This is a genomic window from Pseudacidovorax sp. 1753, assembly GCF_040544975.1.
GTDB lineage: Bacteria > Pseudomonadota > Gammaproteobacteria > Burkholderiales > Burkholderiaceae_C > Xenophilus.
In genome coordinates, this window is the sequence record NZ_JBEPKY010000019.1 from 122,393 (window position 1) to 143,578 (window position 21,186).

The following is a 21,186-nucleotide window of genomic DNA, read 5'->3' on the forward strand; positions in this document are numbered from 1 at the left end:
GTCGCGCGCGGGACCTGGATGCGTGCACTTGCACGCGCTCCCTCTGCCTCTCGCTTTCCTTTTTTCGGAGACCCCATGAACCTTCCTTCCCGCGTCCGCATCGTCGACGTCGGCCCGCGCGACGGGCTTCAGAACGAAAAGCAGCCCGTGCCTGCCGAGGTCAAGGTCGAGCTGGTCCATCGTCTGCAGGCCGCCGGCCTGGCAGAGATCGAGGTCACCAGCTTCGTCAGTCCCAAGTGGGTGCCGCAGATGGCCGACAACGCGCAGGTGATGCATGGCATCCGTCGCCAGCCGGGCGTGCGCTATTCGGTGCTCACGCCCAACATGAAGGGACTGGAAGCCGCGCTGGCCGCGCCGCGCGAGGAATGGCCCGACGAGATCGTCGTCTTCGGTGCCGCCAGCGAGGCCTTCAGCCAGAAGAACATCAACTGCTCCATCGCCGAGAGCATCGAGCGCTTCGCGCCGGTGGTCGCGGCCGCCAAGGCCCAGGGCATCGCGGTGCGCGGCGCCATGAGCTGCACCGTGGGCTGCCCCTACGAAGGCGACATCGCCCCCGAGAAGGTGGGCTACCTGGCCGGGCTGATGAAGGGCATCGGTGTCGCGCGCGTGGACGTGGCCGACACCATCGGCGTCGGCACGCCGCGCAAGGTGCAGGCGGCGCTGGAGGCCACGCTGGCGCACTTTGCCGTCGATGCCGTGTCGGGCCACTTCCACGACACCTACGGCCAGGCTTTGTCGAACACGCTGGCGGCGCTGGAGCTGGGCGTGTGGAACCACCAGTCCTCCATCGCCGGCCTGGGCGGCTGTCCCTATGCCAAGGGCGCGACGGGCAATGTGGCGACGGAGGACGTCGTTTACATGCTGCACGGCATGGGCATCGACACCGGCATCGACCTCGATGCGCTGATCGACGCCGGCGTGTTCATCAGCCAGGCCCTGGGCCGTGAGCCGAACTCGCGCGTCTCCAAGGCCATCCGCGCCAAGAGGGCCGGCTGATGGCGCTCGGCGACGACCTGCCTGCGCTGCCGGCCATCCGCCTCGGGCGTTACCGGCACTACAAGGGTCTGGAGTACGAGGTGCTTGGCGTGGTGCGCCACAGCGAGACGCTGGCGCCGATGGTGCTCTACAAGCCGCTCTACGACGACCGCGGGCTCTGGGTGCGGCCCTTCGGCATGTTCGAGGAAAGCATCGTGCATGAGGGGCGCGCGCAGCCGCGCTTCGCCTTCATCGGCTGAGGCCTTGCTCCCGCGCCGACAATCGCTGCCATCTATGTGCGGTTCCGAACTCCATTCCCTCCCCGACGGCGTGCAGCGTGTGGCACGCCACCTTCTCGACGCGGGCCACCCGCATGTCCCGCGCATGCTCGATGACGCCTGCCGCACGGCCCAGGAAGCGGCCGACGTGCTCGGCGTGGCCGTGGGCCAGATCGCCAAGAGCATCATCTTCCGCCGCAAGGCCGACGACGTGGCGGTGCTGGTCGTGACCTCGGGCGACCGGCGCGTGGACGAGAAGAAGGTCGATGCGCTGGTCGGCAAGACCGGCCGTGCCGATGCCGACTTCGTCAAGTCGCGCACGGGCTTTTCCATCGGCGGCGTGTCGCCGGTCGGCCATGTGACGAAGCCGGTGGTGCTGATCGATGCGGAGCTGTTCCGCTTCGAGACCGTGTGGGCGGCGGCCGGCCATCCGCATGCGGTGTTTCCGCTGCGTCCCCAGGACTTGTCGGCGCTCACCGGCGGCGCGCCGGTGGCGGACGTGGTGCAGGCGGTGGTGGCATGAGTGCGCCGGGTCGCCCCCAAGCGCGAATCCCGGAGCGCCTTGCGCGGAGGGTAGTCCAGTGAGCGCGCCCGACGTCGACACGGCACGCAGCCCGCTGGCCGCCCGCGCCGCGCTGATGCGCGAGGCCGTGCGCCAGGGCCTGGAGCCGGTGCCTTCGCCCTGCGTCAATGTCTGTCGCATGTCCACGGCTACCGGCCTGTGCGAAGGGTGCTTTCGCACCATCGAGGAGATCCGGCACTGGAGCCGCACGCCCGATGCAGGTCGCCTGGCCCTGTGGGACCAGGTGCTTGCCCGCAGCGCCATGGCACCCGCGCCGCAGCCCGGCTGAGCGCGCGGGGCACCGGGACGAACAACAAGGAGACCTCTGCCATGAAGCACATCGACTTCTACCTGGACTTCATCTCGCCCTATGCCTACCTGGCCTTCGAGCACCTGCCCGAGGCCCTGGCCGGCCTGAGCTACAGCGTGGCCTACAAGCCGGTGCTGCTGGGCGCCATCGTGCGCCACCATGGGCACAAGGCGCCGGCCGAGGTGCCGAGCAAGCGGCAGTGGACCTACCGGCACATCCTGTGGCTGGGCCATTCGCTGGGCGTGCCCATCGACATGCCGGCCACCCATCCCTACAACCCGCTGCCGCATCTGCGTCTGGCGGTGGCGACCTCGCAGGGCGGCGAGATCAACCGGTATCAGGCCGAGCAGCTGTTCCGCGAGGTGTGGCGTGGCGGGCAGGACGCCAGCGATCCGGCGCGATTCGATGCGCTCAGGGCCCGCCTGCAGCCTGCGCGCGATGTGGCCGATGCCGCGGTGAAGGCCGAACTCAAGGCCAACACCGACGCCGCCATCGCGCAGGGCGCCTTCGGGGTACCCGCCTTCGTGGTGGACGGCCGGCTGTTCTGGGGCTTCGACAGCCTGCCCATGCTGCGCGCCTACCTGCAGGGCGACGCGTGGTTCGCTGGCCCCCAGTGGGACGGTGCGGACCAGCGGCCCTCCGCGCTGGTGGGCTGATCGCGTTCGGGCCGCTGAAGAGTGGGTTCTTCGTGGAACCCGGTGGTTCGGTCATGAATCCGACCTCCCGTCGCGGCTCAGGGTCTTCCCGATGCAGGCCCGCGCCAAGCCTTCATTCCTGCCTGATGAAAACGGCAGCGCGGGTTAGTCCCTAAATCGTCAGAATCGGTTCAGTTTCACGCAAGCCAACGGTCAGTCGCTCCCCAAAGAATCCGCCCACGGTCCCGATCCGGCGGCCGATTCAACGATTCAGGAGACAGACACATGGCAGCCACACTGGATTCCCGCGGGGTGCACGCGGCACCCCGGCCGATGTCGCAGGAGGAGAAGAAGGTCATCTTCGCCTCGTCCCTCGGCACCGTGTTCGAGTGGTACGACTTCTACCTGTACGGCTCGCTCGCCGCGATCATCGCCAAGCAGTTCTTCAGCGGCCTGGATGCGGGCGCGGCCTTCATCTTCGCGCTGCTGGCCTTCGCGGCCGGCTTCCTGGTGCGGCCCTTCGGCGCCATCGTGTTCGGCCGCCTGGGCGACATGATCGGCCGCAAGTACACCTTCCTGGTCACCATCCTGATCATGGGCCTGTCGACCTTCATCGTCGGCCTGCTGCCCAGCTACGCCACCATCGGCGTCGCGGCGCCGGTGATCCTGATCGCGCTGCGCATGCTGCAGGGCCTGGCCCTGGGCGGCGAGTACGGCGGCGCGGCTACGTATGTGGCCGAGCATGCGCCGCACGGCAAGCGCGGTGCCTACACGGCCTGGATCCAGACCACGGCCACGCTGGGCCTGTTCCTGTCGCTGCTCATCATCCTGGGCGTGCGTACGGCGGTGGGCGAAGAAGCCTTCCAGACCTGGGCCTGGCGCATTCCCTTCCTGGTGTCCATCCTGCTGCTGGGCATCTCGGTGTGGATCCGCCTGTCGCTGAACGAGTCGCCCGCCTTCCAGAAGATGAAGGCCGAGGGCAAGACCTCGAAGGCGCCGCTCGCCGAGTCCTTCGGCCAGTGGAAGAACCTGAAGATCGTGATCCTGGCGCTGGTGGGCCTGACGGCCGGCCAGGCGGTGGTCTGGTACACGGGCCAGTTCTATGCGCTGTTCTTCCTGACGGCGCAGCTGAAGGTGGATGCCACCACGGCCAACCTGATGATCGCGGCCGCCCTGCTGATCGGCACGCCCTTCTTCATCGTGTTCGGCTCGCTCTCCGACCGCATCGGCCGCAAGCCCATCATCATGGCCGGCTGCCTGCTGGCGGTGGTGACGTACTTTCCGGTCTTCAAGATGCTGACCGAAGCCGCCAACCCCGACCTGGCCCGCGCCCAGGCGAGCTCGGCCGTCACCGTCACGGCCGATCCGGCGACCTGCTCCTTCCAGGGCAACCCCGTGGCGCGCGAGATCGACTTCAGGAGCTCCTGCGACATCGCCAAGCGCTACCTGGTGCAGAACTCGGTGAGCTACGAGAACGTGGCTGCGCCCGCCGGCTCGCCCGCGGTGGTGAAGATCGGCGACAAGACCATCACGGCACCGGCCGGCAACGTGGTCAATTCCAAGTTCGACGAGGACTCGGCCAAGTCCATCGCCGCCTTCAAGAAGGAAGTGGGCGACGACCTGAAGTCGGCCGGCTACCCCGCCAAGGCCGACCCGGCCAAGATGAACAAGATCATGATGGTGGTGCTGCTGACCTACCTGGTGATCCTGGTGACCATGGTCTACGGCCCCATCGCCGCCATGCTGGTGGAACTGTTCCCGACGCGCATCCGCTACACGTCCATGAGCCTGCCGTACCACATCGGCAACGGCTGGTTCGGCGGCCTGCTGCCCACCACGGCCTTCGCCATCGTGGCCTCGACGGGCAACATGTACAACGGCCTGTGGTACCCGATCGTCATCGCGGGCATGACGCTGGTGATCGGCACGCTGTTCATTCGCGAGACGAAGGACGTGGATATCTACGCTGGGGATTAAGGGCCACACCCCCCATGCCGCTTACGCGGCTCCCCCCTCTCTTGCGCCTTCGGCTTGGAGGGGGGCGCACCCCCCGGCCCGGCAAAGCCGGTTCCGCGGGTGCACTGGCGTGGCCTGCTCCGCGGCCATCTGACTCATCTTTTAGGAGACCCTTTTCATGTGGAAGATCGCCATCGGCTTCGTCGTGTTTGCCGCCCTCTCGCTGTTCGTCATCCTGCAGGCCGGCGACAAGGTCGACATGAGTGGCGAGAAGCACGGTGCGGATGCGCAGCACGAGCCTGCCAAGTAAGCGCAGAAGAGGCGCAGCCGGGCCCTTTGGCAGGCACGAACGACAAGGCCCGGCATCGCCGGGCCTTCTTCATGGGCGGGGGGCGCTGCACGGTGTGCGGAGGACCTCCGGCCCACCCATCTCGGCAGGGTGCCGCAGCCGATGGAAGAGGATGATGCCTTCACCCCGCAGACGTAGGTTCCCGAGGTACGCATGCTGTAGGCATTAACCGCAGGCGTTCTCGCAACTGGTCCAGCACCCGCAGGGCGCGCCGTGGCAGCAGATCCAGATGGGCCGCGGGCGCAGGTATTTCTGAGGCTCCGCAACGGCCGCCACAACTGGCATCAAGATGCTGGCCAGGCGGCTAGATAATGTCGGTGGGGTCGTTGTCGGTGTGCCGCTTTTTTCGGAATTCGAACACGGTAAACGCCTGGTCAAATGGGGGAATCTGATGGCGCGTCAACGGCTTATAGTGAGCCAAGCGTGCCGATCTAGGACGCAGTGCTCCTGACTAGGCGGCGTTAGCTGTCTCTCGAGCACACGTTAGAAACGGAAGCAGCCATGCTATCGCGCGAACTAAAAATCGGAATTATTGGCGGCGTCATATCGTCGGTTCTCGTAATCATCTTTATCCAGCCTTTGCTTGGATTCATATGGAGCGCCGTACTTGCTTTCGGTGAGTCTGTTCAAGCAGGGTATGTCGATGGAATCTATCGAAATGCTGCTGTCGGTGAGCGCAACATGGTGGGGCACCTCTCCCTCCTAGGGGTCACGTTTCTTCTCACCTTTGTTCCCTTGCTTCTCCTTTTGCCTGGCATGGAGAAGCGCGGCGCTGGGACCCGTTTGCCGTTTCCGTTAATTCGCATCCTGCTCGCTGCCGTGTCAGTACTCATACCTCCATTGTTTCTCGTTGCAGCGTCTCTGTTGATAGGCGTTTCCGAGATCAACGCATCCTTCTCGCAGCGACTTACGGTTCTAACTCCGACTATGAATGACCAAGAAGTGAAGGAGTGGCGAGCACGTTGGGCAAAGATGCAAAGTCAGAAGGACTACCGAGAACTGGTAGAAGCAATGGAAAGGCGCGCCAACGAACTTCGTATTGAATTGCCAAAAATAAGAACTCCGTAGCCGTCAATCCGTGCCAGCCGTTTCTAACCCTTCTATCAAGAGGATATGCCCGCAAGCCGGGTCATGCCTCTCATGTTAAACGTTAGGTTCCCGAAAATGATCGAATCAACTTATGAAGCGGCGTTGAAGAACATGTCGGCGACCGTGCACGCCCTGGCAAAAAGTGTTCCGCCGCCGCAGCGCGTTCCGTTTGCTGACTCGTTTGCCTATCGCTACGTAGAGAGGACAGTGCACCAGGCACTGGTGCAGAAGCTGGCTCGGTATGTGACAACTCTTCGTGGCGCCTGCCTCTTGTTCGAGTACGGCTTTGTGCAAGAGCAGGCTGCGCTGCAGCGTGTACTCGACGAGATTCAAGAGGACATCACGTTCTTGGCCTTTGGCGTCATCTTTGACAAGATGACGCCTCTGCATCAAACGTATCTTGAGGCGTTTTACCGAGAGGAATTTGATCCGCGAACCGGTGAGCCCGGAAATCAGGACCGACCCATGATCCCGCGAAAAAAGATCAGGGCCTACATCGCGCGGTTGGAAGGTTCCAACGCCAATCCAAGTCGGGGTGTTGAGGTCGCTCGCCAAGTTAGCAAAACGTACTCCGGCTACGTCCACGCGGCTTCGCCTCAGATCATGGACATGTTCGGCGGGTCGCCTCCTCGGTTTCACTTGGGAGGCATGAAAGGCACGGAGAGGCACGACGAGCATCGCGAGGACCTCTGGAACTACTTTTACAGGGGCATCTTGGCCTTCGCGTTCGCGGCAAAGGCATTCGGGGCCGACAAGATGTTTGAAGACATCTCCTACTTCTCGGCCAATTTCGCGAAATCTGCTGGACATGACTACGGTGTCAAGACGCGTGGGGAAACCTAACCCTTCGCTCGAGCCGAATCGCGCCGACGTGGCACTTGGCTCGCTTCCCGGAATAGTTCATCATCCGTGCAGCGGGCCAAGCGCAACACCTGCGCTCGCGGCTCAGCTCAAACGTTAGGCCGCACAAAGAATCTGCAACACAAAGAGGGACCGTATGGGAACTGCAATTGTCATCGCTCTGATTACCTTTGTGGGGTTTGCTATCTACTCCGGCATGGCACAAGCCAAAGCATTGGAAGCAGCCAAGCAAGCCTACCTGGAGGCGCTATCAGTCTTGAAATCAAATCCACACGACGCGGATCACAAGCAGAAAACGCTGGCTCTGGGGCGAGCCTACTCAAATCTCACGCGAGACAAAAAGGGCAACACCTTATTTGACGAGGTCGCATTGATGAATGACATCAACGCCGCTTGCGCCGCAGCCGGTACAAGCCAAAAAACTCAGCTCCCGACATCTGTCTCGTCGGAAAGAACGATTGAAGAACGTCTCAGCACGCTCAGCCAGCTAAAGGACAAAGGCGTGATTGAGCAATCGGAGTATGAGAAGCGACGTGCGGAAATTCTGGGAAGCATATGAGGTGTGCTATGCGCGCTGATCATTCCATCGAGGCAACGTGTAACCGCTGGCTTCGCCATCCGCAGCCATAGTTCATGTCAAACGTTGCACCCGCAATAGGGGTCTGAGCCCACGCTGACGTACCGCCCACGCGTCGGCCGCTCAATACGCAGGGGTGCGCAGTCGGCCAGTGGCCAGAAACTCTTCCACATTCGCCAGCACCAGGTCGCCCATCGCGCGGCGGGTCTGGGCGGTGGCGCTGCCGATGTGCGGCAGCAGCACGACGTTGTCCATCTCCATCAGCGCGGCCGGCACCTGCGGCTCCTGGTCGAACACGTCCAGCGCCGCCCCGCCGAGGCGTCCTTGCTGCAGGGCCAGCACCAGCGCGGCTTCGTCGATGACCGAGCCGCGCGCGATGTTGACCACGATGCCCTGGGGGCCGAGCGCATCGAGCACCCGCGCATCGACCAGATGGCGCGTGGCCTCGCCGCCGGCGCAGGCCACGATCAGGAAGTCGGCCCAGCGGGCCAGCTCCACCAGCGAGGGCTCGTGCGTCCAGGCCACGCCCTCGCGCGGCGTGCGCGTGTGGTAGCGGATGTCCATGTCGAAGCCGGCGAAGCGGCGGGCGATGGTCTGGCCGATGCGGCCCAGGCCCAGGATGCCGAGTCGCCGGCCGCTGACGCGCGTGCCCAGGGCGCCGGGCCCGATGCGCGGCCAGTCGCCGCGGCGCACCAGGCGCTCGGCCCGGCCCATGCCGCGGGCGGCGTCGATCAGCAGGCCCACGGCCAGATCGGCCACGCAGTCGTTCAGCACGTCGGGCGTGTAGCTCACGGCCACGGCGCGGGCCTTGGCGGCCTCCAGGTCGAGCGCGTCCAGGCCCACGCCCAGGCTGCAGATGGCGCGCAGCTTGGGCAGGGCCTCGATGAGCGCGGCATCGGCGCCGTCGGTGGCCGTGGTGACGACCATCTCGATGCGGTCGGCATGCGCACGGGCGGTGGCCAGCATCTGGTCGCGCGTCGGTGCTGCCACGCAGGCATGGCGGTCCTGCAGCACGGCCTTGAGCGGTGGGGGCAATTGGGCCGACAGCAGCAGCAGGGGCGCGTCCGGCGATGGGGCGCCGTTGCGTTGCGCTTCCGTGCGGGCGACATCCGCCGTGGAGGGGCCGCCGCTCATGCCTTGGCTCCGCTCGCCGCGGTCAGGGCCGCGAAGTCCACTTCGCGCAGGATGGCCGTGCTCTGCTGCTGCACGTGGTCGTCGGCCAGGCTGCGGCGCTTGTAGGCCAGCCAGCGCGGATCGGCTTCCAGCGCGGCGCGGCGCGCATCGCGGTCGGCAAAGTCGCGGTAGCGCCAGGCGTGGATCACCTGGTTCTGCTCGCCGATGTCGCTGACGGCATAGAGCGCGGGCTCGCCGAGGTGCTCGACCTGGACGTCGCGGCCTTCGGCGGCATAGCGCGCGACGAAGTCGCGCGTGGTGGCGATGCGCAGGGTGTAGGTACGCAGTTCGATGATCATGGGGCGAGAGAGAAGAAGGGGTCAGGCGGCGCCGGGCAGGCAGCGTTCGATGAGTTCGTCCAGCGAGGCATCGGCGCGGAAGCCGAGCGAGCGGGCGAGGGCGGTGTCCACGGTCGGCCAGCGGGCGAACTGCGGAATGATGGCCGGGTCGGGCGCGTAGCTGAGGCGCTGCGACACCTCGACGCCGAAGCGCCGCATCAGCGCGGCCACCACCTCGGCCACCGACACGTGCAGCGAGGGCAGCGTCCAGGCACGGGTGGCCGGCAGGCGCTCGGCATCGACGGTGGCGGCATGGATCAGCGCGTCCACGCAGGCGGGCAGCGAGAGCAGCCACAGCGTGCCTTCGGCATCGACGGGCGATTCGTAGCTGCGGCCCGCGGCCAGTTCGCGGATGAGGTCGCTGGCGAAGGCCGACAGTGCGCCGTTGGGCAGGCCGGGCCGCGCCACCACGCTGGGCAGGCGCGGCGAGCGGCCGTCGATCCAGCCGCGGCGGCTGTAGTCGGCCAGCAGGATCTCCAGCATGCGCTTGTGGGCGCCGTAGGACATCGTGGGCACGATGGGCGTGGCGTCGTCGATGTGCGGCGGCAGCGGCAGACCGAAGACGCCGATGGAGCTGGTCTGCACCAGGCGCGCGGCCTTGCCGGTGGCGTCGTGCTGGCGGCGCAGGTCTTCGAAGAGTTCCAGCGTGCCGCGCAGGTTGACGGTGAGGCCCAGCTCGAATTCCCGCTCGGCCTGACCACTGGTGATGGCCGCGAGATGGAAGACCACGTCGGGCGGCTCGGCCAGGGCCTGGGCGCGCACGTCCGCATCGGCGACGGAGCCGCGCAGTTGTGTGAGCTTGGGATGCGCGGGCAGGTCGAGTGCGAGGTCGACGGCGACGAGCTGCGTGAGCGGCAGCGCATCGACGCCGGCCAGCAGCCGTCGCACGAGGGCCTGGCCGACGAAGCCGCCGGCGCCGGTGATGAGGATACGGGTCATGGGGTGGTCCTTGTCCTGGGCGCTCCGATGGCGCGGCTGAAAGGCGAGGCAGGGTTCATCGGATCATTCCCTGTTGCCGCAGCGGGTCTGCCCATGTGAGGCCATCGGCGGCCGTGCTGCGGGGCTTGTATTCGCAGCCCAGCCAGCTGTCGTAGCCGGCGGCGGGCAGGGCGGCGACGGTGGCGAGCAGCCCGTCGCGCGACAGGTCGGGCTCGTGGCGGTCGGGCGCGCCGGCCAACTGCACATGGCCGATGAAGCCGCGGCAACGCTCCAGCTCCTGCGCCAGGTCCAGCCCTTCCTTCACGCAGTGGTAGAGGTCGAACTGCAGCCGAAGCCGCGGCGAGTCGAAGGCGCGGATGACGTCCAGCGCCTGCTCGGGCAGCCAGTAGAAGTAGCCGGGCATGTCGGCGCGGTTGAGCGGTTCCAGCATCAGCACCAGGTCGTCCGACTCCGCATGCCGCAGGGCCCAGGCCAGGTTCTGGTCCAGCGCCTGGCGGCAGGCCCGCGCCTCATGCCCGCGGCAGTCGCCGGCCATGACGTGGATGCGGCGCGAGCCGGTGGCCTCGGCCACGGCGCGGGCCCGGTCGAAGCACTCGCGGAACTCGGCCTGGCCGCCCGGGATGGCGGCCCAGCCCAGCCGGCCCGGGCTGTCCGGCCGGATCGGCGTGTTGTGCAGCACGGCGGTGAGGCCCTGCGCCTTCAGCGCATCGGCATACCAGGCCGGCGGCTGCTCGTAGGGCTGCAGCATCTCCGCGCCGGCAAAGCCATCGGCCGCGGCGGCGGCGAAGCGCTGGTCGAGCGGAAGGTGGCCGTAGAGCCACTCCAGGTTGGCGTTCAGTTGCATGAGGCGTGGGTCAGGCAGGAAGCGTGAGAGTTCGAATGGCCCAGGAGCAGGCCCCTGCGGCGCACTCGCGGAACCGTCTTTGCCGGGGATGCTTCATTGCTTCCCGGCCTGCGCGAGGAAAGCGTCGAGGCGCTGCGGCGTCATCAGCGCGACCACCGCTGACAGCTCGGCCTCGCCCAGCCCCATGGCATCCGCCATGCGCAGCACCTGCTGCACGGCGCCGGTCACGGGCATGGGCGCGCCGCTGTCGCGTGCGACGGCGGCCACGGTGTCGATGTCCTTCAGCATGGTGGCGAGCGCGCCGATGATCTGCGGCTGGGCCTGCGCCATGCGTGGCGCGAAGACCTGCAGCGGCTTGGAGTCGGCCCAGCCACCCGCCAGCGCCGGTGCCAGCCTTTCGATGGCGATGCCGTTGCGCTCTGCGAAGCCGATGGCTTCGGCCAGCGCGACGACGGCGGTGGCGACCAGCGTCTGGTTGCACAGCTTGGTGGCCTGGCCGGCGCCACTGCTGCCCACGTGCGTGATGTTGCCGGCATAGGCGCGCAGGGCACTGAAGGCTTCGTCCAGGTGGTCGGCCTCGCCGCCGACCATGATGGCCAGCGTGCCGGCCTCCACGCCGCCGATGCCACCGGAAACCGGCGCGTCCAGCCAGTGCGCGCCGCTGGCGGCCTGCAGCCGGGCGGCGAAGTCGCGGGTGCGCTGCGGATGGATGCTGGAATGGTCGGCCAGCCAACGCAGGCCCCGCACCTGCGCCAGGCCGTCGGCGCCGAAAACCACGGCCTCGACCGCGTCGGCGTCGAACAGGCACATCAGCGCGCCATCGGCACCTTCAGCGGCCTCGGCCGGCGTGGCGGCCACCTGCGCGCCCAGGGCGGCCAGTGGCGCGGCCTTGGCGGGCGAGCGGTTCCACACGCGCACGGTGTGGCCGGCGGCCAGCAGGCGGCGGACCATGGGCGCGCCCATCAGGCCCAGGCCGCAGAAGGCCAGGGTCAGCGGGCGCTGGGTTGCGGGGGCGCTCATCGATCAGCCTTTCGGGGCGTGCGGTTCATCGTCAGGTGGCCGGTGCTCATCGCTGTGCGTCCTTGTCGCCCAGGCCCTCGCCGAGCGACGGCACCTGGTCCTCTTCCGGATAGGGCCAATCCACGCAGCCCGAGTGCGTGACAGCGCCCAGGTGGGTGGGGCCGACCAGCTTGGCGTACTTCTCCAGCGCGCCGGCCAGGCGTTCGCGCTGGAAGGGTTTGGCTGCGGCGCGCCGGCGCTCGAGTTCGGCCTCCTCCACGTCCAGCACGATGCTGCCGGCCGCCGCGTCGATGCGGATGCGGTCGCCGTCCTGCACCAGGGCAATGGGCCCGCCGGCCGCCGACTCGGGGCTGGCGTAGCCGATGCACATGCCGCGCGTGGCGCCGGAGAAGCGGCCATCGGTCAGCAGCGCGACCTGCTCGCCACGACCCTGGCCGTAGATGGCGGCCGTGACGGCCAGCATCTCGCGCATGCCGGGGCCGCCGCGCGGGCCTTCGTTGCGGATCACCAGCACGTCGCCCGGTTCGTAGGCCTGGGCGGCGACGGTCTTCATGCAGTCTTCCTCTGTTTCGAAGACGCGGGCGCGGCCGTCGAACTGCAGCGACTTGAGGCCGGCGATCTTGATGAGCGCACCGTCCGGGCAGAGGTTGCCCTTGAGCACCACCAGCCCGCCAGAGGCATGGATGGGCTTGGCCGATTCGCGCACGATGCGCCCGTCCGGTCCCGGGAAGGCGGCCAGCTCTTCGGCCAGGGTGCGGCCGGTGACGGTCATGGTGTGGCCGTGCAGATGGCCGCTCTGGAGCAGCGCATTGAGCACCACCGGCACGCCGCCGATGACGTTCAGGTCCTTGGCCAGGTAGCGGCCGCCGGGCGACAGGTCGGCCACCAGCGGCGTGCGCTGGAACACGCGGGCCACGTCGTCGAAGGTGAAGGCGATGCCGGCCTCGTGTGCGATGGCCGGGATGTGCAGCGCCGCATTGGTGCTGCCGCCGGTGGCGGCGACGGCGGCGCAGGCGTTCTCCAGGCTTTCTCGGGTGATGAGCTCGCGCGGCAGCGGGCCGCCGTTCTCGATGATCTGCATCACGCGCAGGCCGGCGCGGCGCGCCAGCGCCAGGCGCTCGCTGTACACGGCCGGAATGGTGGCCGTGCCCAGCAGCGACAGGCCCAGCGCCTCACCCACCATCGCCATGGTGTTGGCCGTGAACTGGCCGGGGCAGGCGCCCACGGTCATGGCGCAGGTGCGCTCGATCTGGTCCAGCTGCTTGAGCGTGATGGCGCCGGTCTGGTGGCGGCCGGTGCCCTCGATGGCGGTGAGCACCGTGCGCTCCTCGCCCTCGGGCGAGTAGCCCGGCAGCATCGAGCCGCCATAGACGAAGACCGAGGGCACGTTCAGCCGCACCATGGCCATCATCATCCCGGGCAGCGTCTTGTCGCAGCCGCCGAAGGTGACCAGGCCGTCGTAGGCATGGCCGCGCACGGCCAGCTCCACGCTGTCGGCGATCAGCTCGCGCGACAGCAGGCTCATGCGCATGCCGTCGTGGCCCATCGAGGTGCCGTCGGAGACCGAGATGGTGGTGAAGCTCACCGGGTGCCCGCCGCCCTCGGCCACGCCCAGGCGGGCGTAGTCGGCCTGAGGCCCGAGCGACTTGGAGCAGGGCGTGTTGTCGCCGGCCGTGCTGACGATGCCGACCATCGACTTGGCGAGCGTCTCGTCGTCCATGCCGGTGGCGCGCAGGAAGCCGCGGTGGGCGGCGCGGCCCGGGCCTTCGGTGACGGCGCGGGAACGGTGCTTGTGCAGGGAGCGGGGTTGGTCGGTCATGGTGTGGGGCGGATCTTCAAGGGCGTGGAAGGGGGGTGATCGGGCAGTTCGGGGTCGAGGCGGTCGAAGACCCAGGCAATGTCCTGCTCCATGCAGCGGCGCGCCGCGGCGGCGTCGCCCGCGCGCAGGGCGGCCACGGTCTGCTCGTGCAGATGGTCGGAGGGCTGCTCGTCGGTGTGCAGGTACGCGCGCGTGGCGCGCAGGTAGGCGCCCGATTGCAGCCACAGGCTCTCGATCATGGCGATGAGTACCGGCGATTGCGCCGCCTGGTAGATGGTGAAGTGGAAGACCAGGTTCATCTCCAGGCTGGCGGGCAGGCTCTCGGGGGCGTGCCGTGCCCGCGTGATGCGCCGGGCCATGTCGTCCAGCTCGTCCAGCTGGGCGGGCAGCAGCCGCGGCGTGGCCCATTCGGTGGCCTGGCCTTCCACCAGCATCCGCACGCGGCGGATGTCGGCCAGCTTGTCGCGCGTGATCAGGGGCACGCGCGTGGTGCCGTTGGGCAATGGCTCCAGCCCCTGCTGCGCGACCAGCCGTCGCAGCGCCTCCCGCACGGGCATGGTGCTGGTGCCCAGCGCATCGGCCAGGTACTGGATGCCCAGCGGCTGGCCGGCGCGGAATTCGCCGTTCATGAGCTTGTTGCGCAGTGCCTGGTACACCGACTCGTTCACGGACGAGCGCGTGATCGGCTTGAGCAGGCCCAGGGTGTCGGTGGCCGACGCGTCGGACGGGGAGGCGAGAGCCATGCGGGTCGGAGTTTTGATGTTTGATCAAATCTTAGTCGCCATGCTGACGTTTGTCATCGGCGTTATCCCGCGCGGCGGTGTCCGGGCCTGGGGCACAGTGCCAGCCGCGACCGGTGCAGCATTCCTGTACCGCCCCCGCTCCGCACGGCGCGGACCCGGCTCCGGCGATCGTCGGCGGGCTGGTTTCCGGCCAAAGCCTTGCGCCGGTGCGGGTGGGTTCGCGTTCCTAGAATCTCTGCCCCCATCCCCAAGGCACGCATGACACAGGGTTCCATCCGCATCCGCGGCGCTCGCCAGCACAACCTCCGCAACATCGATCTGGACATCCGCACGGGTGAGATGACGGTGGTCACCGGGCCCAGCGGCTCGGGCAAGTCCAGCCTGGTGTTCGACACCCTGTACGCCGAGGGCCAGCGCCGTTACGTGGAGACGTTTTCGGCCTATGCGCGCCAGTTCCTGGACCGCATGGACAAGCCGGCGGTCGACAAGGTGGAGGGCGTGCCGCCCGCCATTGCCATCGACCAGACCAACCCGGTGCGCAGCTCGCGCTCCACGGTCGGCACGATGACGGAGCTGAACGACCATCTGAAGATGCTGTTCGCGCGGGCGAGCCGGCTGTTCGACCGCGAGACCGCGCTGCCGGTGCGCCACGACACGCCCGATTCCATCTACGGCGAGTTGCAGGCGCGTGCGGCGGCGGCAGGCGACCCGCGCGTGGTGGTCACCTTCCCAGTCGAGCTGCCGGGCGGCACCAGCGAGGCCGAGGTGGAACAGTGGCTGTCGGCCAGCGGCTTCACCCGCGTGCATGCGCAGCGCGAGGTGGGCACGCCCACCGGCCCGCGCAAGGTGCTGGACGTGGTGGCCGACCGCTTCCGCATCGCGAACACCGAGCGCGCGCGGGTGATCGAGGCGCTGGAGGTGGCGCTCAAGCGCGGCACCGGCCGGGTGACCGTGCATGCGCTGCCGGCGGAGGAGGGCGGCGAGGCCGAAACCTGGAAGTTTTCCACCGGCCTGCACTGCCCCGAGAGCGACATCCGCTATGCGGACCCGATCCCGTCGATGTTCAGCTTCAACTCGGCCGTGGGCGCGTGCGACACCTGCCGCGGCTTCGGCCGGGTGATCGGCGTGGACTTCAACCTGGTCATTCCCAACGACAAGCTCACGCTGCGCGCGGGCGCGATCAAGCCGATCCAGACACCCGCCTGGCAGGAAGCGCAGGATGACCTGATGCGTCATGCCGAATCGGCCGGCATTCCGCGCGACACGCCCTGGAACAAGCTCACGCCCGAGCAGAAGCACTGGGTGATCGAGGGCACGCCCAACTTCAAGGAAGGCAACTGGAACAAGCAGTGGTACGGCATCCGGCGCTTCTTCGGCTACCTGGAGAGCAAGGCGTACAAGATGCACATCCGCGTGCTGCTGTCCAAGTACCGCAGCTACACCCCGTGCCCGGCCTGCGGCGGCGCGCGGCTCAAGCTGGAAAGCCTGCTGTGGCGTGTGGGTGGCAAGGAGGATGCCGACGCCGTCCTCGCGCCGGCCAAGCGCTTCATGCCGGTCGGCGTGAAATGGTCGCGCGAGCAGTTGGAGGCGCTGCCGGGCCTGTGCCTGCACGACCTGATGCTGATGCCCATCGAACGGCTGCGGCAGTTCTTCGACCGGCTTTCTTCCCCCTCCCCCTCTGGGGGAGGGCAGGGGTGGGGGCCTGCGGCGCTCGATGCAGAGGGCAGCCCCCATCCCAGCCTTCCCCCAGAGGGGGAAGGAGAAAGACAGGCGCTCAAGCTGCTCTTCGAGGAGATCACCACCCGCCTGCGCTACCTGCACGACGTGGGCATCGGCTACCTCACGCTCGACCGGCAGAGCCGCACGCTCTCCGGCGGCGAGGTGCAGCGCATCAACCTGACCACGGCGTTGGGTACCTCGCTGGTCAACACGCTGTTCGTGCTGGACGAGCCCAGCATCGGCCTGCACCCGCGCGACATGGACCGCATCACCCAGGCCATGCAGCGCCTGCGCGATGCCGGCAACACGCTGGTGGTGGTGGAGCACGACCCGGCCGTGATGATCGCGGCCGACCGTGTGATCGACATGGGCCCGGGCCCCGGTGCGCGCGGCGGGCAGATCGTGTTCGACGGCACCGTCGACGAGCTGCGCGGCGCCGACACGCTGACCGGCGAATACATGGGTGGGCGCAAGCACATCGGCATGGGCTTCAAGCGACTCGTCTCCGAGAACACGCCGCGGCTCATCCTGGAGGGCGCGCGCGAGCACAACCTGCAGGACGTGACGGTGGACATCCCGCTGCAGCGCCTGGTGGCTATCACCGGCGTCAGCGGCTCGGGCAAGTCCACGCTGATCCAGGACGTGCTGGCGCCGGCGCTGATGCGCCACTTCGGCAAGCCCACGGAGACGGCCGGCGCACACGACCGCCTGCTCGGCGCGGACCACCTGTCGGACGTTGTCTTCGTCGACCAGTCGCCCATCGGCAAGACGGCGCGCTCCAACCCGGCGAGCTACGTGGGCGCGTGGGATGCCGTGCGCGAAATCTTTGCCACCGCGCCGCTGGCCCGGCAGCGCGGCTACACGGCGGCCAAATTCAGCTTCAACTCTGGCGACGGCCGCTGCCCGACCTGCGGCGGCTCGGGCTTCGAGCACGTGGAGATGCAGTTCCTGTCGGACGTGTACCTGCGCTGCCCCGACTGCGACGGCAAGCGCTACCGGCCCGAGATTCTGGAAGTCACCATCGAGCGCCCGAGGACCGTTCGGGCTGAGCACGCCCCCACCGTTCGGGCTGAGCCTGTCGTCGAAGCCGGGTCAACCCGCTCGACCTCGCAGCCAACCCAGGACGCACCAAGCGCCGGCCGCATGGGCATGGGCGTCTACAACGTCGCCGACGTCCTCGACCTCACCGTGGCCGAGGCCCTGGCCGTGTTCGCCAACGACAGGGAAGTGCAGCGCGTGCTGCAGCCCATCGTCGACGTGGGCCTGGACTATGTGAAGCTGGGCCAGCCCGTGCCCACGCTGTCCGGCGGCGAGGCGCAGCGCCTCAAGCTGGCTGGCTTCCTGGCCGAGGCGGCCGGTGGCGGCAGCAAGTCGCGCCAGCCGCTGGCCAAGAAGGGCACGCTCTTCCTCTTCGACGAGCCGACCACCGGCCTGCACTTCGACGACATCGCCCGCCTGATGCGCGCCCTGCGCAAGCTGCTCGACGCCGGCCATTCGCTGGTGGTGATCGAGCACAACCTGGACGTGATCCGCGCCAGCGACTGGGTGATCGACCTCGGCCCCGAAGGCGGCGACGGCGGTGGACGCATCGTGGCCCAGGGCACGCCCGAGCAGGTGCGCGAGATGCCGGGCACGCACACCGGCATGGCCCTCGCCGCCTACGAGACGGCGCTCGGGCCCGCGGCGCGCGTCGTGCGGGAATCGGCCGCGCGGTACCGCCCGGTGCCCGCGCCGGGCCGCGACGCCATCGAGATCGTCAATGCGCGCGAGCACAACCTCAAGAACCTGAGCGTGGAGATTCCGCGCGGCAAGTTCAGCGTGGTGACGGGCGTGAGCGGCTCGGGCAAGTCGACGCTGGCCTTCGACATCCTGTTCAACGAAGGGCAGCGGCGCTACCTGGAATCGCTCAATGCCTATGCCCGCAGCATCGTGCAGCCGGCTGGCCGGCCGGAGGTGGACGCCGTCTACGGCATTCCGCCCACGGTCGCCATCGAGCAGCGGCTGTCGCGCGGCGGTCGCAAGAGCACGGTGGGCACGACGACCGAGGTCTGGCACTTCCTGCGGCTGCTGTACGTCAAGCTGGGCGTGCAGCACTGCATCCGCGATGGCGCGGCCGTGCAGCCGCAGACGCCGGACAGCATCGTGGCCCAGGTCATGCGGCAGTTCCGCGGCCAGCACGTCGGCCTGCTGGCGCCCCTGGTGACGAACCGCAAGGGCGTCTACACCGAGCTGGCGGACTGGGCGCGCCCCCGCGGCTACACGCACCTGCGGGTGGATGGCCAGTTCCTGCCGACCACCGGCTTTCCGCGCCTGGACCGCTTCAAGGAACACAGCATCGAGCTGCCGGTGGCCAGCGCGGATGTGCTGCCTTCGGCCGAGTCGCTGCTGCGCCAGGCAGTGACCTCGGCGCTGGAGCACGGCAAGGGCGTGGTGCACGTACTGTCCGACATTGGCGCGCTGCGGGCTGCGATGGAGGCGGGGCAGTCCACCGCCGGCATCGGCCATGCGCATGTTTTCTCCACGCTGCGCGCCTGCCCTGTGTGCGCCACGTCGTATGCGGAGCTCGACCCGCGCCTGTTCAGCTACAACAGCAAGCACGGCTGGTGCCCCGACTGCGTCGGCACCGGCGTCAAGCTCACGCGCGAACAGCGCAAGGTCTTCGACGACTCGGTGCTGGCCGACGATCAACGTGGCCGCGAGCAGACCTTCGCCGAGCCCGAGGCGGAGGATGTGGGCGACACCGTCTGCCCCACCTGCGAAGGCACGCGGCTCAATGCCACGGCACGGGCGGTCAAGTTCGCGGGCGTGGGCATCGCCGAGATCGCGCGGCTGTCGGTGACGGACGTGCGGCGCTGGGTCGAGTCGCTGGCGCTGGAAGGCCGGCAGGCTGACATCGCGCGCGACCTGATCCCCGAGATAGGCAGCCGGCTCGAATTCCTGGAGGAAGTCGGCCTGGGCTACCTGACCCTGGACCGCGGTGCGCCCACGCTCAGCGGTGGCGAGGCGCAGCGGATCCGCCTGGCGGCGCAGCTGGGCAGCAACCTTCAGGGCGTGTGCTACGTGCTGGACGAGCCGACCATCGGCCTTCATGCGCGCGACAACCAGATCCTGCTGGACGCCCTGCACAAGCTGGGGGACAAGGGCAACACGCTGGTGGTGGTCGAGCATGACGAGGACACCATCCGCCGTGCCGACCATGTGATCGACATCGGCCCCAGCGCGGGCAAGCGCGGCGGGCGTCTGGTCGCGCAGGGCACTGTGGACGAAGTCCAGCAGTCCGAGGAGTCGTTGACCGGCCGGTATCTGCGCGATGCGATCCGGCACCCGCTGCATGCACGGCGGCTGGTTTCAGAGACCGCCGAGGAAGGCGAGGGCGCCGTGTCCTGGCTCGCTGTCGCCGGCGCAAACCTGCACAACTTGCAGTCGGTCGACGTGAGCATTCCGCTCAACCGTCTGGTGGTGGTCACCGGCGTCAGCGGTTCGGGCAAGTCCACGCTGGCGCGCGACGTGCTGCTGGCCAACGTGCAGGCCATCGTGCAGCAGCGTTCGACCAGGGCCGGTCGTGATGCCGATGCGGCGGGTAAGCGCCCCCGGTGGGTCGGCTGTACCGGCGTGGCGGGCTACGAGGAGATCGACCGCGTGCTCGAGGTCGACCAGACCCCCATCGGCAAGACGCCGCGCAGTTGCCCCGCCACCTACATCGGTTTCTGGGACACGATCCGCAAGCTCTTCGCGGACACCCTGGAAGCCAAGGCCCGCGGCTACGGCCCGGGCCGCTTCAGCTTCAACACCGGCGAAGGCCGCTGCCCGGGCTGCGAGGGCGCGGGCGTGCGCACCATCGAGATGAGCTTCCTGCCGGACGTGAAGGTGCCCTGCGAGGTCTGCCACGGCGCGCGCTTCAACCCGGAGACGCTGGCTGTCACCTGGCGCGGCAAGAGCATCGGCGACGTGCTGCAGATGGAAGTTGACGAGGCGGTCGCCTTCTTTGCCAGCATGCCGAACATCAGCCATCCGCTGCAACTGCTCAAGGACGTGGGCCTGGGCTATCTGACCCTGGGGCAGCCCTCGCCGACGCTCTCGGGTGGCGAGGCGCAGCGCATCAAGCTGGTCACCGAACTGAGCAAGGTGCGGGACGACGTCACGCGCCGCGGCAACAAGGCGCCCCACACCTTGTATGTGCTGGACGAGCCCACGGTCGGCCTGCACATGGCGGACGTCGAGAAGTTGATCCACGTCCTGCATCGCCTGGTCAACGCCAACCACAGCGTGGTCGTCATTGAGCACGACCTCGACCTCATCGCCGAAGCGGATTGGATCGTCGACCTGGGGCCGGAAGGTGGATCCGGCGGCGGACGGGTGGTGGCGTCGGCGCCCCCCGAGGATGTGGTTTCACAAGGCACCCACACGGGTGTCGCACTGCGTCCAGTCCTGGAGCGCGGGGCCGTCCGGGTGTGACGCGGCCGGGCGTGAGGCGGCAATTGCAGGCGGGTGACCGGCCAGTCGCTCTATCTCGGCTGGGGGGCGCACGGAAGATGCGAGAGAAGGTGCGTCTGGTGCGGGCCCCTGCTTTTGTGCATCTAGTTCTATAAGGTGCGTATCCCGACGGGCCGATGGCGGATGTGCTCCTGGGCCGTCGAACAGCCGTGGGACATGTCATTCCGGGGAAATTACCTGCCTCGTCGGCCGTCAGTCCCGGTTGCGTGCCCCTTGTTTGTCCGCCCCCGCTGGGCTTGGTCGCCCCGGATGCGGGCATGCTCCCCGCCGTTTGAAAATTTTTGTAGGATGCCTCTTGCGTCCCTATCGAAAACCCTCGTATACTGGCGGGCTCGCTGACTGATACGCAGCCTTTGGTTGCTGAGTTTGGCTGGTGAGGGGTTTGAGAGAGTGGCGGCGGCTTCTGAGTAAAAAAAAAGAAGTTGCGCTTTTAGAAAAAAGCGTGTCATAATCGAGGGCTCGACGCAAAGCAGCGAAGTTAGTAGTTGCTGGGTGTTGCGGGTGG

The 21,186-nt window shown here is 67.8% G+C and carries 18 protein-coding genes; 11 read left to right on the forward strand and 7 right to left on the reverse strand.

The features are described from left to right. Window positions 1-75: 75 nt before the first annotated feature. The 10 genes from ABIC63_RS22445 (at window position 76) to ABIC63_RS22490 (ending at window position 7,574) form a co-directional block, all read left to right on the forward strand. The gene (locus ABIC63_RS22445; RefSeq protein ID WP_354321437.1) at window positions 76-996 is read left to right on the forward strand and encodes a hydroxymethylglutaryl-CoA lyase; all 921 of its coding nucleotides are present in this window, start codon (window positions 76-78) and stop codon (window positions 994-996) included. Next, window positions 996-1,235: a DUF1653 domain-containing protein gene (locus ABIC63_RS22450; RefSeq protein WP_354321438.1), complete on the forward strand. Its 240-nt coding sequence runs from the start codon at window positions 996-998 to the stop codon at window positions 1,233-1,235. The genes ABIC63_RS22445 and ABIC63_RS22450 overlap by 1 nt, the downstream gene beginning before the upstream one ends. A 34-nt stretch (window positions 1,236-1,269) precedes the next feature. Continuing rightward, window positions 1,270-1,776: a YbaK/EbsC family protein gene (locus ABIC63_RS22455; protein ID WP_354321439.1), complete on the forward strand. Its 507-nt coding sequence runs from the start codon at window positions 1,270-1,272 to the stop codon at window positions 1,774-1,776. A gap of 58 nt (window positions 1,777-1,834) precedes the next feature. Beyond that, a complete protein-coding gene (locus ABIC63_RS22460; protein WP_354321440.1) occupies window positions 1,835-2,104 on the forward strand; it encodes a DUF1289 domain-containing protein in 270 nt (89 codons plus the stop codon). A gap of 41 nt (window positions 2,105-2,145) precedes the next feature. Next, window positions 2,146-2,781 (forward strand): 2-hydroxychromene-2-carboxylate isomerase, encoded by a 636-nt coding sequence (locus ABIC63_RS22465; RefSeq protein ID WP_354321441.1) that lies wholly within the window; start codon window positions 2,146-2,148, stop codon window positions 2,779-2,781. Between the two features lie 264 nt (window positions 2,782-3,045). Continuing rightward, entirely contained in the window at window positions 3,046-4,737 is a 1,692-nt protein-coding gene (locus tag ABIC63_RS22470; RefSeq protein ID WP_294375034.1) for an MFS transporter, read from the forward strand. Window positions 4,738-4,894: 157 nt separating this feature from the next. Next, window positions 4,895-5,026, forward strand: coding sequence for a hypothetical protein (locus tag ABIC63_RS22475; RefSeq protein ID WP_354321442.1), 132 nt, complete (start codon window positions 4,895-4,897; stop codon window positions 5,024-5,026). 540 nt (window positions 5,027-5,566) lie between these two features. Beyond that, window positions 5,567-6,133: a hypothetical protein gene (locus ABIC63_RS22480; protein ID WP_354321443.1), complete on the forward strand. Its 567-nt coding sequence runs from the start codon at window positions 5,567-5,569 to the stop codon at window positions 6,131-6,133. Window positions 6,134-6,229: 96 nt separating this feature from the next. Beyond that, a complete protein-coding gene (locus ABIC63_RS22485; protein WP_354321444.1) occupies window positions 6,230-6,997 on the forward strand; it encodes a hypothetical protein in 768 nt (255 codons plus the stop codon). 154 nt (window positions 6,998-7,151) lie between these two features. Beyond that, a complete protein-coding gene (locus tag ABIC63_RS22490) occupies window positions 7,152-7,574 on the forward strand; it encodes an SHOCT domain-containing protein (RefSeq protein WP_354321445.1) in 423 nt (140 codons plus the stop codon). A gap of 141 nt (window positions 7,575-7,715) precedes the next feature. Here the strand turns inward: ABIC63_RS22490 and ABIC63_RS22495 are convergent, their stop codons facing one another. The 7 genes from ABIC63_RS22495 to ABIC63_RS22525 all read right to left on the reverse strand — a co-directional run bounded on the left by ABIC63_RS22495 (window position 7,716) and on the right by ABIC63_RS22525 (window position 14,468). Further along, entirely contained in the window at window positions 7,716-8,726 is a 1,011-nt protein-coding gene (locus ABIC63_RS22495; protein WP_354321446.1) for a 2-hydroxyacid dehydrogenase, read from the reverse strand. Continuing rightward, window positions 8,723-9,064 (reverse strand): NIPSNAP family protein, encoded by a 342-nt coding sequence (locus tag ABIC63_RS22500; RefSeq protein ID WP_354321447.1) that lies wholly within the window; start codon window positions 9,062-9,064, stop codon window positions 8,723-8,725. Before ABIC63_RS22500 ends, ABIC63_RS22495 begins: the two co-directional genes overlap by 4 nt. Before the next feature lie 21 nt (window positions 9,065-9,085). Next, window positions 9,086-10,042: an NAD-dependent epimerase/dehydratase family protein gene (locus ABIC63_RS22505; protein WP_354321448.1), complete on the reverse strand. Its 957-nt coding sequence runs from the start codon at window positions 10,040-10,042 to the stop codon at window positions 9,086-9,088. Window positions 10,043-10,097: 55 nt separating this feature from the next. Then, a complete protein-coding gene (locus tag ABIC63_RS22510) occupies window positions 10,098-10,886 on the reverse strand; it encodes a hydroxypyruvate isomerase family protein (protein WP_354321449.1) in 789 nt (262 codons plus the stop codon). A gap of 93 nt (window positions 10,887-10,979) precedes the next feature. Further along, window positions 10,980-11,906, reverse strand: coding sequence for an NAD(P)-dependent oxidoreductase (locus ABIC63_RS22515; RefSeq protein ID WP_354321450.1), 927 nt, complete (start codon window positions 11,904-11,906; stop codon window positions 10,980-10,982). Between the two features lie 46 nt (window positions 11,907-11,952). Then, window positions 11,953-13,725: a dihydroxy-acid dehydratase gene (gene ilvD / locus ABIC63_RS22520; RefSeq protein ID WP_354321451.1), complete on the reverse strand. Its 1,773-nt coding sequence runs from the start codon at window positions 13,723-13,725 to the stop codon at window positions 11,953-11,955. Next, window positions 13,722-14,468, reverse strand: a complete 747-nt coding sequence (locus ABIC63_RS22525; RefSeq protein ID WP_354321452.1) for a GntR family transcriptional regulator — start codon at window positions 14,466-14,468, stop codon at window positions 13,722-13,724. Before ABIC63_RS22525 ends, ilvD begins: the two co-directional genes overlap by 4 nt. Window positions 14,469-14,726: 258 nt before the next feature. Here ABIC63_RS22525 and ABIC63_RS22530 point away from each other — a divergent pair, with 258 nt between their 5' ends. Then, window positions 14,727-20,642 (forward strand): excinuclease ABC subunit UvrA, encoded by a 5,916-nt coding sequence (locus tag ABIC63_RS22530; protein ID WP_354321453.1) that lies wholly within the window; start codon window positions 14,727-14,729, stop codon window positions 20,640-20,642. Window positions 20,643-21,186 lie beyond the last annotated feature (544 nt).

Excerpts from the sequence above, each read along its gene's own strand:
- ABIC63_RS22500 (WP_354321447.1), bottom strand. The coding sequence starts at position 9,064 with ATGATCATCGAACTGCGTACCTACACCCTGCGCATCGCCACCACGCGC.
- ABIC63_RS22465 (WP_354321441.1), top strand. The coding sequence starts at position 2,146 with ATGAAGCACATCGACTTCTACCTGGACTTCATCTCGCCCTATGCCTAC.
- ABIC63_RS22445 (WP_354321437.1), top strand. The coding sequence starts at position 76 with ATGAACCTTCCTTCCCGCGTCCGCATCGTCGACGTCGGCCCGCGCGAC.
- ABIC63_RS22470 (WP_294375034.1), top strand. The coding sequence starts at position 3,046 with ATGGCAGCCACACTGGATTCCCGCGGGGTGCACGCGGCACCCCGGCCG.
- ABIC63_RS22455 (WP_354321439.1), top strand. The coding sequence starts at position 1,270 with ATGTGCGGTTCCGAACTCCATTCCCTCCCCGACGGCGTGCAGCGTGTG.
- ABIC63_RS22525 (WP_354321452.1), bottom strand. The coding sequence starts at position 14,468 with ATGGCTCTCGCCTCCCCGTCCGACGCGTCGGCCACCGACACCCTGGGC.
- ABIC63_RS22515 (WP_354321450.1), bottom strand. The coding sequence starts at position 11,906 with ATGAGCGCCCCCGCAACCCAGCGCCCGCTGACCCTGGCCTTCTGCGGC.
- ABIC63_RS22490 (WP_354321445.1), top strand. The coding sequence starts at position 7,152 with ATGGGAACTGCAATTGTCATCGCTCTGATTACCTTTGTGGGGTTTGCT.
- ilvD (WP_354321451.1), bottom strand. The coding sequence starts at position 13,725 with ATGACCGACCAACCCCGCTCCCTGCACAAGCACCGTTCCCGCGCCGTC.
- ABIC63_RS22450 (WP_354321438.1), top strand. The coding sequence starts at position 996 with ATGGCGCTCGGCGACGACCTGCCTGCGCTGCCGGCCATCCGCCTCGGG.
- ABIC63_RS22510 (WP_354321449.1), bottom strand. The coding sequence starts at position 10,886 with ATGCAACTGAACGCCAACCTGGAGTGGCTCTACGGCCACCTTCCGCTC.
- ABIC63_RS22495 (WP_354321446.1), bottom strand. The coding sequence starts at position 8,726 with ATGAGCGGCGGCCCCTCCACGGCGGATGTCGCCCGCACGGAAGCGCAA.
- ABIC63_RS22485 (WP_354321444.1), top strand. The coding sequence starts at position 6,230 with ATGATCGAATCAACTTATGAAGCGGCGTTGAAGAACATGTCGGCGACC.
- ABIC63_RS22475 (WP_354321442.1), top strand. The coding sequence starts at position 4,895 with ATGTGGAAGATCGCCATCGGCTTCGTCGTGTTTGCCGCCCTCTCGCTG.
- ABIC63_RS22480 (WP_354321443.1), top strand. The coding sequence starts at position 5,567 with ATGCTATCGCGCGAACTAAAAATCGGAATTATTGGCGGCGTCATATCG.
- ABIC63_RS22505 (WP_354321448.1), bottom strand. The coding sequence starts at position 10,042 with ATGACCCGTATCCTCATCACCGGCGCCGGCGGCTTCGTCGGCCAGGCC.
- ABIC63_RS22530 (WP_354321453.1), top strand. The coding sequence starts at position 14,727 with ATGACACAGGGTTCCATCCGCATCCGCGGCGCTCGCCAGCACAACCTC.